16 protein-coding genes are annotated in these 14,348 nt (G+C 70.2%); 9 read left to right on the plus strand and 7 right to left on the minus strand.

Annotated elements, in window-relative coordinates; translation table 11 throughout:
* Positions 1 to 18 precede the first annotated feature (18 nt).
* Positions 19 to 1,539, minus strand: coding sequence for a glycerol kinase GlpK (glpK, locus tag AS850_RS06680; RefSeq protein WP_119868405.1), 1,521 nt, complete (start codon positions 1,537 to 1,539; stop codon positions 19 to 21).
* A gap of 96 nt (positions 1,540 to 1,635) precedes the next feature.
* Positions 1,636 to 2,310, minus strand: a complete 675-nt coding sequence (locus AS850_RS06685; RefSeq protein ID WP_236940858.1) for an MIP/aquaporin family protein — start codon at positions 2,308 to 2,310, stop codon at positions 1,636 to 1,638.
* A gap of 261 nt (positions 2,311 to 2,571) precedes the next feature.
* Between AS850_RS06685 and dhaK the strand changes: the two genes are divergently transcribed.
* The 3 genes from dhaK to dhaM all read left to right on the plus strand — a co-directional run bounded on the left by dhaK (position 2,572) and on the right by dhaM (position 4,974).
* Positions 2,572 to 3,573, plus strand: a complete 1,002-nt coding sequence (dhaK, locus tag AS850_RS06690) for a dihydroxyacetone kinase subunit DhaK (RefSeq protein ID WP_119868407.1) — start codon at positions 2,572 to 2,574, stop codon at positions 3,571 to 3,573.
* A gap of 61 nt (positions 3,574 to 3,634) precedes the next feature.
* A complete protein-coding gene (dhaL, locus tag AS850_RS06695; protein WP_119868408.1) occupies positions 3,635 to 4,285 on the plus strand; it encodes a dihydroxyacetone kinase subunit DhaL in 651 nt (216 codons plus the stop codon).
* Positions 4,282 to 4,974 (plus strand): dihydroxyacetone kinase phosphoryl donor subunit DhaM, encoded by a 693-nt coding sequence (gene dhaM, locus AS850_RS06700; RefSeq protein WP_119868409.1) that lies wholly within the window; start codon positions 4,282 to 4,284, stop codon positions 4,972 to 4,974. The genes dhaL and dhaM overlap by 4 nt, the downstream gene beginning before the upstream one ends.
* A gap of 33 nt (positions 4,975 to 5,007) precedes the next feature.
* On the opposite strand, the gene AS850_RS06705 is transcribed toward dhaM, so the two are convergent.
* Together AS850_RS06705 and AS850_RS06710 are read right to left on the minus strand one after the other, a co-directional pair.
* Complete coding sequence (locus tag AS850_RS06705; protein ID WP_119868410.1) at positions 5,008 to 5,430, minus strand: YchJ family protein; 423 nt, start codon at positions 5,428 to 5,430, stop codon at positions 5,008 to 5,010.
* Between the two features lie 3 nt (positions 5,431 to 5,433).
* Positions 5,434 to 6,432: an adenosine deaminase gene (locus tag AS850_RS06710; protein WP_236940859.1), complete on the minus strand. Its 999-nt coding sequence runs from the start codon at positions 6,430 to 6,432 to the stop codon at positions 5,434 to 5,436.
* Positions 6,433 to 6,492: 60 nt separating this feature from the next.
* Here AS850_RS06710 and AS850_RS06715 point away from each other — a divergent pair, with 60 nt between their 5' ends.
* Positions 6,493 to 6,693 (plus strand): hypothetical protein, encoded by a 201-nt coding sequence (locus tag AS850_RS06715; RefSeq protein WP_119868412.1) that lies wholly within the window; start codon positions 6,493 to 6,495, stop codon positions 6,691 to 6,693.
* Between the two features lie 19 nt (positions 6,694 to 6,712).
* On the opposite strand, the gene AS850_RS06720 is transcribed toward AS850_RS06715, so the two are convergent.
* Positions 6,713 to 7,516, minus strand: coding sequence for a dienelactone hydrolase family protein (locus AS850_RS06720; RefSeq protein WP_119868413.1), 804 nt, complete (start codon positions 7,514 to 7,516; stop codon positions 6,713 to 6,715).
* Positions 7,517 to 7,549: 33 nt separating this feature from the next.
* On the opposite strand from AS850_RS06720, the gene argG reads away from it, so the two are divergent.
* The 5 genes from argG to AS850_RS06745 all read left to right on the plus strand — a co-directional run bounded on the left by argG (position 7,550) and on the right by AS850_RS06745 (position 11,288).
* Positions 7,550 to 8,992 carry an argininosuccinate synthase gene (gene argG, locus AS850_RS06725; protein WP_119868414.1) on the plus strand — a complete coding sequence of 481 codons (1,443 nt, stop codon included), beginning with the start codon at positions 7,550 to 7,552 and terminating at the stop codon, positions 8,990 to 8,992.
* Positions 8,993 to 8,994: 2 nt separating this feature from the next.
* The gene (locus AS850_RS06730) at positions 8,995 to 9,420 is read left to right on the plus strand and encodes an arsenate reductase ArsC (RefSeq protein WP_119868415.1); all 426 of its coding nucleotides are present in this window, start codon (positions 8,995 to 8,997) and stop codon (positions 9,418 to 9,420) included.
* A gap of 77 nt (positions 9,421 to 9,497) precedes the next feature.
* A complete protein-coding gene (locus AS850_RS06735) occupies positions 9,498 to 10,037 on the plus strand; it encodes an RNA polymerase sigma factor (protein ID WP_119868416.1) in 540 nt (179 codons plus the stop codon).
* Positions 10,027 to 10,797 (plus strand): hypothetical protein, encoded by a 771-nt coding sequence (locus AS850_RS06740; protein WP_123955465.1) that lies wholly within the window; start codon positions 10,027 to 10,029, stop codon positions 10,795 to 10,797. Before AS850_RS06735 ends, AS850_RS06740 begins: the two co-directional genes overlap by 11 nt.
* A 47-nt stretch (positions 10,798 to 10,844) precedes the next feature.
* Positions 10,845 to 11,288, plus strand: a complete 444-nt coding sequence (locus AS850_RS06745) for a hypothetical protein (protein ID WP_119868418.1) — start codon at positions 10,845 to 10,847, stop codon at positions 11,286 to 11,288.
* A gap of 122 nt (positions 11,289 to 11,410) precedes the next feature.
* On the opposite strand, the gene AS850_RS06750 is transcribed toward AS850_RS06745, so the two are convergent.
* Positions 11,411 to 12,757: a hypothetical protein gene (locus AS850_RS06750; RefSeq protein ID WP_123955466.1), complete on the minus strand. Its 1,347-nt coding sequence runs from the start codon at positions 12,755 to 12,757 to the stop codon at positions 11,411 to 11,413.
* A 150-nt stretch (positions 12,758 to 12,907) separates the two neighbouring features.
* Complete coding sequence (locus AS850_RS06755) at positions 12,908 to 14,221, minus strand: M23 family metallopeptidase (RefSeq protein ID WP_164088408.1); 1,314 nt, start codon at positions 14,219 to 14,221, stop codon at positions 12,908 to 12,910.
* Between the last annotated feature and the right edge of the window lie 127 nt (positions 14,222 to 14,348).

Consider the following 14,348-nt stretch of genomic DNA (forward strand, 5'->3'; position numbering starts at 1 on the left):
CGCCTGTCGCCTACCGCGTCAGTTGACGTCGTCGTCGACCCAGTCGAAGGTCTTCGTGACGGCCTTCTTCCAGAGCCTGAGCTGACGGTCGACCTCGGCCTGGTCGAGCGAGGGCGTCCAGCGGGCGCTCTCCTGCCAGTTCTGACGGAGGTCGTCGAGGTTCGCCCAGAAGCCGACGGCCAGGCCGGCGGCGTAGGCGGCGCCGAGCGCCGTCGTCTCCGCGACGACGGGCCGCACCACGGGCACGCCGAGGATGTCGGCTTGGAACTGCATGAGGACGCTGTTCGCGGTCATGCCGCCGTCGACCTTCAGCTCGGTCAGGTCGACGCCGGAGTCGGCATTCACCGCGTCGAGGACCTCGCGGGTCTGGTAGGCCGTCGCCTCGAGGGCCGCGCGGGCGATGTGACCCTTGTTGACGTACCGCGTGAGTCCCACGAGGGCGCCGCGCGCGTCGGAGCGCCAGTAGGGGGCGAACAGTCCGGAGAACGCCGGGACGAAGTAGGCGCCGCCGTTGTCCTCCACCGTCGCCGCGAGCGTCTCGATCTCGGGGGCCGAGGAGATGATGCCGAGGTTGTCCCGGAGCCACTGCACGAGCGAGCCCGTGACGGCGATGGAGCCCTCGAGCGCGTAGTGCGTCGGACCGTCGCCCAGCTTGTAGCCGATGGTCGTCAGCAGGCCGTTCTCGCTCCGGACCTTCTCGGTGCCCGTGTTGAAGATGAGGAAGTTACCCGTGCCGTACGTGTTCTTCGACTCGCCCTTGTCGAACGCGGCCTGGCCGAACGTGGCGGCCTGCTGGTCGCCGAGGATACCGGCGATCGGGACCTCGCGGAGGAGGCTCGAGTCGGAGACGTAGCCGTAGACCTCGGACGACGACTTGACCTCGGGGAGCATCGACTTCGGCACGCCGAAGACGTCGAGGATGTCCTGGCGCCACTCGAGGGTCTCGAGGTCGAGGAAGAGGGTGCGCGAGGCGTTGGTGACGTCGGTCACGTGGACGCCGCCGTTCAAGCCGCCGGTGAGGTTCCAGAGGACCCAGGTGTCGGTCGTGCCGAAGAGCAGGTCGCCGGCGTCCGCCTTGGCGCGCGCGCCCTCGACGTTCTCCAGGATCCAGACGATCTTCGTGCCGGCGAAGTAGGTGCTGAGGGGGAGGCCGACGATGTCCTTGAAGCGCTCGACGCCGCCGTCCGCGGCGAAGCGGTCGACGATCTCCTGCGTGCGGGTGTCCTGCCAGACGATCGCGTTGTAGACGGGCTCGCCGGTGTTCTTGTCCCACACGACAGCGGTCTCGCGCTGGTTGGTGATGCCGACGGCCTTGATGTTGTGGCGCGTGATGTTGGCGCGCGAGAGAGCCTGGCCGATGACCTCGCGGGTGTTCTCCCAGATCTCCTTGGGGTTGTGCTCGACCCAGCCCGCCTTCGGGAAGATCTGCTCGTGCTCCATCTGACCGGTCGACACGATCGACCCGGAGTGATCGAAGACGATCGCTCGGGTGCTCGTGGTTCCCTGGTCGATCGCGAGGATGTACTCGTCGTCGCTCACGGTGGTGCTCCTTCTTCGTTGAATGGTTCGTTACCGGTGCTTGCGGGCGTGCCGACCCGGGCGGCTCACGCGAGGCGGAGCCGCTCGGGCCCGCGCTTACGCGAGGGGGAGAAGCGGGTAGGACAGCAGAGCGGCCAGGACGCCGCCGACGAGGGGTCCTGCGACCGGGACCCAGGCGTAGCCCCAGTCGCTGCCGCCCTTGCCCTTGATCGGGAGGATGGCGTGCGCGATGCGCGGGCCGAGGTCACGGGCGGGGTTGATGGCGTAGCCGGTGGGGCCACCGAGCGAGGCGCCGATCGCGATCACGAGGAAGGCGACGGGGATCGCGCCGAGCGCGGCGGGGGTCTTGCCGTTGGTGAAGGCGATGATCACGAACACCAGGACGAAGGTGCCGATGACCTCGGTGACGAAGTTCCAGGCGTAGTTGCGGATCGCAGGGCCCGTGGAGAAGACGCCGAGCTTGGCGGCGGGCTCCGGCTCCTCGTCGAAGTGGTTCTTGTAGGCCAGCCACACGAGCACGGCGCCGATGAAGGCGCCGATCAGCTGGGCGATCACGTAGACGAAGAACTCGCCGATCGTGATCTTGTTGAGGACCAGCATCGCGATGCTGACGGCCGGGTTGAGGTGGGCTCCCGAGGAGTACGAGACGGTGACACCGGCGAAGACCGCGAGGCCCCAGCCGAAGTTGACCATCAGGGTTCCGCCGTTGAAGCCCTTGCTCTTGGTGAGAGCAACGTTGGCGACCACACCTCCACCGAGGAGGAGCAGCATCGCCGTTCCCACCGTTTCCGAGAGGAAAATTGTTCCGAGAGACACGTCGACCTTCCTTAGTCGCTAGAGGCGGAGGTCGCAGAACGCGGCTCCGCAGTGAGCGTGTGTCAACACCATAGTGGTGCGGCAACAATTTGCGACAGATGTCCGAACGGTTTGTTTCGTGTCTATCTCTGCCCGTTGTCGGGGCGCTATTTTGAGAGCACACGTCACGGTCGACGCGTGTCAGCGGCGACCGGGCACCGAGCGAGGAGGCCTTCGATGAAGAAGCTCATCAACGATCCCAAGAACGTCGTCGACGAATCGGTGGAGGGCTTCGGACTGGCCCACCCCGACCTCGTCCGCGTCACGCCCGACCCGCTCTTCGTCGCCCGCGCCGGCGGCGCCGAGCAGGGCAGGGTCGGTATCGTCAGCGGCGGCGGATCCGGGCACGAGCCGCTCCACGCGGGTTTCGTCGGGTTCGGGATGCTCTCGGCCGCGGTTCCCGGTCCGGTCTTCACCTCGCCGACCCCCGACCCGATCGTCGCGGCCACCGTCGCCAGCGACGGCGGCGCCGGCGTGCTCCACATCGTCAAGAACTACACGGGCGACGTGCTGAACTTCGAGACGGCGGCCGACCTCGCCGACGCCGAGGGCGTCCGGGTGGTCTCCGTGATCGTCGACGACGACGTCGCGGTCAAGGACAGCCTCTACACGGCGGGCCGCCGCGGCGTGGCCGGCACGGTCGTCGTCGAGAAGGTGGCAGGAGCCGCGGCCCAGCGCGGTGACGACCTCGACGAGGTCGCGCGCATCGCCACGAAGGCCAACTCCGTGACGCGGTCGATGGGCGTCGCGCTGGCCGCCGGCATCGTGCCGCACGCCGGCGAGCCGAGCTTCACGCTGGCCGAGGACGAGATCGAGATCGGGATCGGCATCCACGGGGAGCCGGGCCGGGAGCGGATCGCGCTCGAGCCGGTCGACCGGATCGTGGACCGGATCCTGGCGCCCATCCTGGAGGACCTCCCCTTCTCGTCGGGCGACAAGGTGCTCCTCTTCGTGAACGGCATGGGCGGCACGCCGCTCGTGGAGCTGTACATCGTCTTCCGCCGCGCCTCCCAGATCTTCGCCGAGAAGGGCATCGAGGTCACGCGTACGCTGGTGGGCGACTACGTCACCTCGCTCGAGATGCAGGGGGCCTCGATCACCGTGACGAAGCTCGACGACGAGCTCACCGAGCTGTGGGACGCACCCGTCGAGACCGCGGCGCTCCGCTGGGGGCGCTGACCGTGACGCCGATCCGCCGCGAGCACCAGAACAGCAGCGCCGACGAGAGGAACACCGCAGCATGAATTTGGGCATCTCCTGGGTCACCGCCTGGGTCGAGGACACCGTCGAGGTCGTCTCGAAGAACCGCGTCCGGCTGATCGAGCTCGATCGCGAGATCGGCGACGGCGACCACGGCGAGAACCTCGACCGCGGCTTCACCGCCGTGAAGGCGAAGTTCGCCGCCCTCGACCCGGCCTCGACGCCCGGGGCGGCTCTGAAGCTCGTCGCGACGACCCTCATCTCGACGGTCGGAGGCGCCTCCGGCCCCCTGCTCGGCACCGCCTACCTCAAGGGTGCGCAGGCCGTCGGCGACGCGACCGAGCTCGACTCCGACGCAGTCGTGGCGCTGCTGACGGCCGCGCGCGACGGCGTGGTCCTCCGCGGGAAGGCGGCGGTCGGCGACAAGACGATGATCGACGCCTGGACCCCCGCGGTCGACGCGGCGGCGTCGGCCGCGGCGGGCGGCGCCTCACCGGCGGCCGTCCTCCGGGCCGCGGCGGACGCGGCAGCCGAGGGTGCCGTCTCGACGGAGCCGCTGGTCGCTCACAAGGGTCGCGCCAGCTACCTGGGCGACCGGGCCATCGGGCACCGCGACCCGGGCGCCGAGTCGTCCTCTCTCATCCTCGCGGCCGCGGCCGACGCGGCCGAAGCAACGGAAGGTCAGTCATGACTGCACAGGTCGGAATCGTCGTCGTCTCGCACAGCGCGAAGATCGCGGAGGGCGTCGTCGAGCTCGCGGGTCAGATGGCCCCCACGGTCACCTTTCGGGCGGCCGGCGGCACGGACGACGGCGGGATCGGGACGAGCTTCGACGCGATCGCCGCGGCGATCTCCGGGGCCCAGAGCGGCAAGGGCGTCGTCGTCCTCTGCGACCTCGGCTCGGCGATCCTGACCGCGGAGACGGCCGTCGACTTCCTCGACGACGCCGAGAAGGCCCTCGTCGTGATCGCCGACGCGCCCGTCGTCGAGGGCACCGTCGCGGCCGCCGTGGCCGCGGAGACGGGCGGAACGCTGGCCGAGGTGGCCGCCGCCGCTCGCACCGCGTCCGGCGTCGCCGATCCGCACGCCGACGAGCGCGACCTGAGCCGGAGCGAGATCAAGGAGGCCGTGGAGCGCTCCGCGGTCCTCGTCAACCCGTCGGGTCTCCACGCCCGACCGGCCGCGGAGCTCGTCAAGCACGCCTCGCAGTTCTCGTCGAGCGTCCAGGTCAACGGCGTGGACGCCAAGAGCCTCCTGCGCATCATGGGCCTCGGCCTGGCCCAGGGCTCGACCGTGAGCCTCGTCGCCAGCGGGCCCGACGCCCACGAGGCGGTCGACGCCCTGATCACCCTCATCGAGAGCGGATTCGGCGAGGTCTGAGTCGTCGCGCGGGGTCAGAGTCGTCGCGCGGGGTCAGGTGCCGTCGACGTACAACCAGCGCCCGGCCTCGCGCACGAACCGGCTCGTCTCCTGTTGGAGATTCGCGCCTCCCGCGTCCCGGTAGTGCGCGGTGAAGCGGACGACGCCGCGCACGTCGAAGGGGCCGCCCTCGGCCGTCGACTCGACGTCGAGACGGAACCAGCGGACGTCCCGATCGAGGTCGAGCGCCTCGGGCCTCGTGGAGGGGTGCCACGACGCGAGCAGGTACGCCTCGTCGGAGGTGGCGAAGGCCGTGAACCGGGAGCGCATGAGCCGCTCCGCCGTCGGAGCGACGGCCTCGCCACGGAGCAGCGGACCGCAGCACTCGCCGTAGACCAGGCCGCTCAGGCAGGGGCAGCGCGCGTCGTCGGCCGGGGGAGCGGAGCTCGTGCGAGCGGGCGGCGGGGGAGGCGTCACGACTCAGCCCGCCTCGAGAGGCCCGGGGACTCCGGGGATCTCGGCGAGGAATCGCGCTCGATCGGTCTCGCCGAGGAACGACGCCTCGAACGAGTTCCGGGCCAGGAGGTCGAGCTCCGAGTCGGTCAGGGCCAGCGCCTCGGTCACGGCGCGGACGTTGTCGTCGTGGTAGCCGCCGAAGTAGGCGGGGTCGTCGCTGTTGAGCGTGACGAGGAGCCCTTCGTCGAGCATCCTGCGGAGAGGGTGGTCGGCGAGGTCGGGCGGTGCCGTCTTGAGCGCGAGATTCGACAGCGGGCAGACCGTCAGCGGGATCCGCTCGTCGCGGAGGCGCGCCACCAGGTCGGGATCCTCGAGCGCGCGGTTGCCGTGGTCGATGCGCTCCACGTGAAGCAGGTCGAGGGCGTCGCGGACGTTCTCGGGGCCGCCCTCCTCGCCGGCGTGCGCGACGCGACGGAGCCCCTCCGACCGGGCGATGCCGAACGCCTCCGCATAGAGCGCGGGCGGGTAGCCGACCTCGGTCGAGTCGAGCCCGACTCCGACGAATCGGTCGCGGAACGGCATCGCCGCGCGGAGCGTCTCGACGGCGGCGTCGCCCCCGAGATCGCGGAGGAAGCAGAGGATGAGGTCGGCCGAGAGGCCGAGATCGCGGCGTGCCTCGTCGACGGCCGCCCCGAAGCCCGCGAAGACGACCTCCAGCGGGATACCGTTGCCCAGGTGCGTCTGCGGGTCGAAGAACATCTCCGTGTGGCGCACGCCCGCCAGGGCGGCCCGCTTCAGGTAGGCCGCCGCGAGGTCGTGGAAGTCCTCCTCCGTCCGCAGGGCGCCGAGGTTCTCGTAGTAGAGGTCGAGGAACGACTGGAGATCGTCGAAGGCGTAGCGGGAGCGGAGCTCGTCGACGTCCCAGCTCGGCGGGGTCACACCGTTCCGCCGCGCGATGTCGACGAACTGCTCCACCTCGAAGGTGCCCTCGAGGTGGACGTGGAGTTCGGCGAAAGGTCTCACGGGCACCTCGGTTATCTGCGGTAGGGCGTAGTTTCGTCAGAACGATACCAAGGAGGACCCATGCGGATTTTCGCACTCGTCGTAGCGGCCGCCGTCACGGTGGCGAGCGTCGTCGGCGGTCGGCGCACCGCGAAGGCGGCCAAGCAGGAGGCGCACGCCGTCGAGGCCAAGCGCATCGCGCTCGCCTCGGGGCGGAAGCACGCCGGCCGGGTCGAGGTGCCCAAGCTGCCGAAGATCACGCGGGCGCGCATCCGGCTGTAGCCGAGGCTCCTGCGATCGCTCAGGCGAGCTGGGTGCGCAGGAAGCCGACGACCCGCTCGCGGGCCTCGAGCGCAGGATGCCCGGGGGTCTCCCGCACCTCGTGCGTGAGCACGGAGTGCGCACCGCGCGAGAAGCCGGCCGCGTTGCCGGGGGAGGAGTCGAGCCGGATCACCTCGAAGGCGTCTCCGAGCCGGGCCTTGAGGGTGTCGAAGCGCACTTCCGGGACGGAGCGGTCCTCGGAGAAGCGCAAGCCCAAGGCGCAGAACCCCTGCGTCGCCGCGCGCTCCTCGACGCGGGCGAGTTCGGCGTTCGACAGCCCCGGGTCGGCCCGGCGGGCGGCGCCGAGCGGGAACGGGACGGCGGGCTGGCTGAGGACCGACGCGAGAACCGAGTCGTCGACGGCCGTGGCGAGAGCGAAGCCGCCGGTGAAGCACATGCCGATGACGCCGACGCCGCGGCCGGGTGTCCGGGCCGCGACATCCGCGGCCACCGCCCGGAGGAACGCGGTGATGGGCCGTTTGGCGTCGACCGCGAAGGCGCGGAACTCCGACGCGACGCAGAGACGCGCGACGGTGCTCAGGAGGTACCCGGTGCTCGGCTCGCGCCCCGGCACGCCGAACGGCGAGGGGACGACGACCGTGAAGCCCTCGTCGACGAGGTGGTCGGCGAGACCGAGGACCTCCGGCGTGATGCCCGGCACCTCCGGGATCAGGACGACCCCTGGCCCCGACCCCTTCTCGAAGCAGTCGTACGTCAGCGATCCGCCGGTGAAGGGGGTGCGCGTCCAGCCGGTCAGGGTGGAGGAGGGAGCCGAATCGGTCATGGGGACAGTGTGCTCGCCTCTAGGCTTAGAGGCATGTCCAAGGTCTTGAGCAGTCTCCCTGTCGGCGAGCGGGTCGGCATCGCGTTCTCGGGGGGTCTCGACACCTCCTGCGCGGTCGCCTGGATGCGCGAGAAGGGTGCCGTCCCGTGCACCTACACCGCCGACATCGGTCAGTACGACGAACCCGACATCGACGCCGTCGCAGGGCGCGCGGGCGAGTACGGCGCGGAGATCGCCCGTCTCGTCGACGCGAAGGCCGCTCTCGTCGAGGAGGGCCTCGTCGCGCTCCAGTGCGGCGCGTTCCACATCCGCTCCGGCGGCAAGACGTACTTCAACACGACGCCCCTCGGTCGCGCCGTGACGGGCACCCTGCTCGTCCGCGCCATGAAGGAGGACGGCGTCGACATCTGGGGCGACGGCTCCACCTACAAGGGCAACGACATCGAGCGGTTCTACCGCTACGGCCTCATGGCGAACCCCCGACTCCGCATCTACAAGCCGTGGCTCGACGCCGACTTCGTGAACGAGCTCGGCGGCCGCACCGAGATGAGCGAGTGGCTCGTCGCGCGGGGCTTCCCCTACCGCGACTCCACCGAGAAGGCGTACTCGACCGACGCCAACATCTGGGGCGCCACGCACGAGGCCAAGCGTCTCGAAGAGCTCAGCGCCGGGCTCGACCTCATCCAGCCGATCATGGGCGTCGCCGCCTGGCGCGACGACGTCGAGATCGCCACCGAGGAGGTCAGCGTCCGATTCGAGGCCGGCCGTCCCGTCGCGATCAACGGCGCCGAGTTCACCGACCCGGTCGCCCTCGTCCTCGAGGCCAACACGATCGGCGGCCGTCACGGCCTCGGCGTGTCCGACCAGATCGAGAACCGCATCATCGAGGCCAAGAGCCGCGGCATCTACGAGGCGCCGGGTATGGCGCTGCTCCACATCGCCTACGAACGCCTGCTCAACGCGATCCACAACGAAGACACGGTCGCCAACTACCACAACGAGGGCCGTCGCCTCGGCCGCCTGATGTACGAGGGCCGCTGGCTCGACCCGCAGTCGCTCATGCTGCGCGAGTCGCTGCAGCGCTGGGTCGGCTCGGCCGTCACCGGCGAGGTCACGCTGCGCCTGCGTCGCGGCGACGACTACACGATCCTCGACACGACCGGTCCCGCCCTCAGCTATCAGCCGCACAAGCTGTCGATGGAGGTCGTCGGCGACTCCGCATTCGGCCCGGGCGACCGCATCGGTCAACTCACCATGCGGAACCTCGACATCGCCGACTCGCGCTCGCGCCTCGAGCAGTACGCCGCGTCGGGCCTCATCGGGGGAGCGACGGCGGAGCTCGTCGGGAGCCTCACGCAGGGCGAGGCCGACGAGATCCTCGGCGGCACCGCCTCGCGCGACGCCGCGGCCGACCAGCTCGAGCGCGCGACCGACGCCGCCTCCGAGGGTGCGGCGTTCGACTCCGGGACCGACTGACCATGGCCGAGACGCCCACCGTCCTGTTCGTCTGCGTGCACAACGCCGGGCGGTCCCAGATGGCCGCCGGCTACATGACGGCCCTCTCCGGCGGGCGCGTCGCGGTCCTCTCGGGTGGGTCGGAGCCGGGGAGCCAGATCAACCCCACGGCGGTCGCGGCCATGGCGGAGGAGGGCATCGACATCACGGGGAACGTCCCTCAGCTCCTGACGACCGATCAGGTGCGGGAGTCCGACGTCGTGATCACGATGGGCTGCGGTGACGCGTGCCCGATCTTCCCGGGCAAACGCTACGAGGACTGGGAGCTGGTCGACCCCGCGGGCAAAGCCATCGACGAGGTGCGACCGATCCGGGACGACATCAAACGCAGGATCGAGGCGCTCCTGTCCGAGATCCTGCCGGCGGACGGCGGGGGAGCGGTCTCGTAGCGTCGGGGCGTTCCGCGCTTCTTCTTTTGTAAGGTTCCGGAATCTCTCGACACTTCTGTAGTGAAGGGGGGTTCGAGATGACACCAGGATCCGAGACCGACGCGGATCTCGCGCTGCGGACCGCGATGGGCGACCACGACGCGCTCTCGACGCTGTTCGACCGCTACGTGGCCGTTCTGACCAGGTACGCCTGGGCGATCGCCGCGCGGCGCGAGGACGTCGAGGAGATCGTCCAGGACACCTTCGTCACGCTGTGGTCGAAGGCCGGGACGTTCGAGCTCGCCAACGAGTCGCTTCTGCCGTGGCTCCTGGTCGTGTGCCGGAACCACTCGCTCAACAGCCTCCGCCGGGTCGAGCGGTCGCGCAGCGACGAGCTGCCCGACGACCTGCCCGCCCGCGCCGACGACAGCGCGGCGAAGGACCAGCTCCGCTGGGTCCGCGACGAGATCGAGGCGCTCTCGCCTCTCGATCGGCGGGTCTCGGAACTCTGCCTCCTTGAGGGGCGCTCCTACGCGGAAGCGGGGGAGATCCTCGGCCTCAGCGTCGGTGCCGTCACCCAGCGCGTGTCGCGATCACGGAACAGACTGAAGAAGGCGGTGACCCGCGATGGACAGTAGGCCCCCCACCGGTGACGACCTCACCAGGATGATCGTGTCGATGAAGCAGAACGTGATCAGGAGGACGGAGACCCCACCCCGGCGCTCCCGGGCCCACGTCGGCCTCATCATCGGGGCGGTCGTGCTCCTCGGCATCGGTACCGCCAGCGGAGCCGTGGCCCTCGGCCTGGTCGGTCACCCGTTCGCCGCGCCGGTCCCGCCGTCGCCCTCGTCCACGGTGAGCACCGCGGTGCCCGCACCGAGCACCTCCGCCTCCGCTGCACCCGCGCCCGCTCCGTCGGCCGCTCCGGTGGCGGGGCTGCGCATCCCGACCGAGTGCACCGACGTCGTGGCCGCCGTCGATGCGGGAAGGCTCTTCGGCGCCTCGCCGCTCCAGCAGGCCCTGCCCGCGGTCGCCGGATCGACGCCGATCCCGGTTCCGTCGCCTCCCGGACCGGATCCGTCGATCTACAAGACCCCGTCGCTCTACTGCATCTGGGCCGATCCTCGGGCCGACGTCACTCACCTCACGGTGGAGATGGGAACGGCCTCGACCGCGGAGACGTCGGCCAGCATCGACGCTCTCGTGGAACGGGGATTCACCTGCTCGACGGGCGACGGCGGTCGGTTCTGCCAGCAGGTGAAACCCGACGACGAGTATCCCGTCGATCAGACGAGGACCTTCTTCGTCCGGGGCGACACCTGGATCGAGATCAGCCAGGCGAACTTCCCGACCAGCGACCTGCTCGGCGCCATCACCGACCACCTCTCGCAGCCGTGAGCGTCACGGCGTCACCTCACCACCGCGAACGTCGAAGGAGCAGCACGATGACCGGAAGAATCACGATCAGCAGGGTCAGTACCGCGGCGGGATTCGTCGTCCTGGCGGGTCTGGTGCTCACGGGGTGCGCCGGCCCGGGGGAGTCGAGCCCCGCCACGACGACGGCGACTGCACCGCCCGTGGCGACCGCGCCGGCGACGACCGGTTCCGCCGAGCCGTCGACGCCCTCGTCATCCCCGCCACCCGTCGCGGAGCTGTCCGCCAAGCAGAAGGCCTACGAGGCGTGCGCCGCGTACGCGGCCTCGCACAACGGCGGGACGCTGAAGAAGTACAACCCGGCTTTCGAGATCATCACGACGAATCAGGGTTCTCCGGCACTCGACCTCCCGATCACGACTCCCGAGGGAACACCCGCGCTGTACCTCTGCGTGCTTCCCGGCTATCCCGACTCGTTCACCGTGAGCGAGGCCGGCCCGCACGACGCCGGGTGACGGGGTCCAGAGAGGGGTTTGTCCCTATCTCTTGACATAATGTGCATTATCAGCGCTTCCTGATCGGGGAAAGGGCCGAGCGAAAATCTTCGCTCGGCCCTGCCTCACCGTGTCGGTGGAATTCAGCCGATGGGCACGATGACCGCCTGGAACGCACCGAAGTGCAGCGTCTCGACCTCGCCCGTGACGGCCTTCGCGGAGATCGTCAGGTCGTAGACGCGCGTCTTGTCCCAGTTGCCGCGCGACGACCACTGGCCGAATCGATCCACCTCGACCGTCTGGAACACCTCGCCGGTCGTCGTCGACGCGATCGTCACCGTCGAGTAGGCGGTCGCCGTTCCCGTGAAGGTGGCCGTGGCTCCGCCCGCGTCGGGTCGTCCCACAACCGTGTCGGTCACTTTCACGGGCTCGTGCGTGGGCGGAAGCAGGAGCCGCTGCACGGTGCTGATGCGGCCGTCGCTGCGGGTCTGCGTGGCTTCGATGTCGTACGTCCTCGTCGATCCGTAGTCACGCGCCGGGAGCGACCAGGAGCCGTCGTCGGCGACGATGGTGGACCCCATGACGTCGTTCGCCCCATCCTGCCTGTCGACGGCGACGATCTGTGCCCCCGGCGTTCCCCTGCCGGAGAGGACGTTGAGGCCAGGTCGATAGAAGTAGCCGTAGCGGATGCTCGTGATCGTGATGTCACCCTCCTGCCAGCGAGTGTCTGCGTCGCTTCGGCCATCGGTGGTCGACGCGACGGTCCGCACCGCGGACGCCGAGCCGATCTCGACACTCGCCCGGGTCGTGTTCGCGCCCCTGGAGAGCTGGGTCACCGTCAGGTCGTGCCGGGACGAATCGAGTGCGGACGTCGTGAGCGACCACGTGCCGTCGCTGCGGACGGTGGTGGACCCCACGGCGGTCGTGGCACGGTCGGCGAAGACGGTGACGTCCCCCTCGGGCGTGCCGGTCCCGGTCACCGTGACGCCGCCGCCGGCGTGGGCGGAGCCCGAGGCCGGCGTGGCGATCTTCACTTCGTCGCCGTAATCGAGTCGGACCTCCGTGCTGTCCCCTTCGTAGCCGCCGACCAGCTCGTGGACGAGGACCGACGTGGGCTCGCCACCGTCGTTCGGCGCGGTGATCTCGAGGGTGTAGTCACCGTCGGCGTCGGCCTCGGTCCACGCCTTCGAAGACTGTCCCCACGTGGTCGCGATGGCCTCGACGAACGCATAGGGGCTCGCCGTGCCCGTTACGACGGCCGGGTTCCGGTTGCCAGGACGGAAGGATCCCGTGGCCGTCGGTGCCGGTGCGCGGTAGACGAGAGTCGCCGAGTCGACGGGTGCCGTCGCGACGAAGGCGGCGCCGGACGGCATCGCGGTCGAGGCATCAATGCGCGGTGAGGCGTGAGCCGTCGAGGTCGCCAGGGCGGCGATGGTGCAGCCCAGAAGAATCGTGGATCCGATGGTGGTCGAGCGAGGAAGAAATCGCATGGGTGACAATCCGTTTCGTGAGGGGGTTGGATTGTCACACTAGTATTCGACATATTACGAGAGCGTGAGTGCCCTGAGGGCCGCTGAGCCGGTCGCTGCAGCCGTCACCCGCGGCTCCACGGAGCTCGAGCTCTCGGAGACGCCCACGCCTCAGCCGACGCCGCGACCCGCGAGGAACACCATCGGGTCGGTCGCGACCCCGCCCAGCCGGATCTCGAAGTGCAGGTGGCAGCCCGTCGAGACGCCGGCGTTGCCGACGCCCGCGATCGTCTGCCCGGCGCGGACCGACTGACCGGGTCGGACGTAGATGCCGCTCGAGTAGACGTGCCCGTAGGCGCTCGTGACGCCGTTGCCGTGGTCGATGATGATGAGGTTGCCGTAGCCCCCGTAGGGGCCCGCGTAGGTGACCGTCCCGGCCGAGGTGGCGAAGATAGCGGTCCCGCAGGAGGCGCTGAAATCGGCACCCGCGTGGAGGCGGTAGTCGTGATAGACGGGGTGGAGGCGGTAGCCGTAGGCCTGGTAGAAGCTGTACGAGGTGATGGGGCGGGTCCACCCGGTCGGTGCCGGAGCGACCGGCCCGGTCGGGGGCCTGGTGGTCGCTCCCCCGGCGCCTCCCCCGGCGCCTCCCGAGTTGGCCGCCGCGGCTGCGGCTGCGGCAGCCGCCGCCGCCCGAGACGCCGCCTCGGCGCGAGCCGCCTCCTGCTGGCGGGCCCTCTCGGCCGCCGCCGCGCGGGCCGCCGCCTCGGCGCGCGCTTTGACACCGGCCTGGTAGCCCTGCTCGACCGACTGCCGGTCGTCACGGAGGGTCGCGAGCTGGGCGGTCATCACCCCCAGGTTCTCCTGCTCCGCCTGCTCGGCCGCGGACGCCGCGACGCTGGCGGCGTTCGCCTCCTGCAGGGCCTTCATGGAGGCGGAGGCGAGCTTCGTGCGCTCGAGCTTGGCCACCTCGGCCTGATCGGCGAGCGACCTCGCGGCGTTCGTCGCCGTGCGGGCGCTCGTGTACAGGGAGTCGATCTGCTCGCCGAGCTTCGACGAGAGGCTGAGGCCGCGGAGGAACTCCCCCGGCTCCTGCTTGCCGAAGACGAGCTGCGTCGTCAGGTTCCCGGCGCCCGGGCGCGCGAGGGACGCGGCGATCTGGCCGACGGAGTCGCCGAGGCGGTCGGCCTCCTTCTGGGCGGCTTCCTGCTTCAGCACGAGGCGGTCGTAGTCGCCGCTGGCCTTGTCGAGGGCATCCTGCGATCGCTGGTAGGCGGCACCGGCGTCCTCGGCGCGTTTCGCCGCGGACGCGGTGGCCGAGCGGAGCTTGGACACGAGACCGTCGAGGACGGAGATCTGACGCTGCTTCGTCTGCTCGTTCCCGCGGGCCGACTGGACCTCGGCCCAGGTCGGATACGCGGCGGCGTCGGCCGGCGAGGCGACCAGGAGCGGCGCCAGAAGGGCCAGGACGAAGCCCACGGCGGTCACGCCCGCGAGGCGGTTCCGGGGGGCGCGGTTCTGTCTCGTCGTCGCCGCACCCGTCTTCACACTCTCGAGCGTGTCACACCCGGGCTGCGTTCCTCCCGAGACCGACCGGCGAGTCCGAGTCTCGCAC

The sequence above is a fragment of the Frondihabitans sp. 762G35 genome, from assembly GCF_002074055.1.
Taxonomy (GTDB): Bacteria; Actinomycetota; Actinomycetes; order Actinomycetales; family Microbacteriaceae; genus Frondihabitans.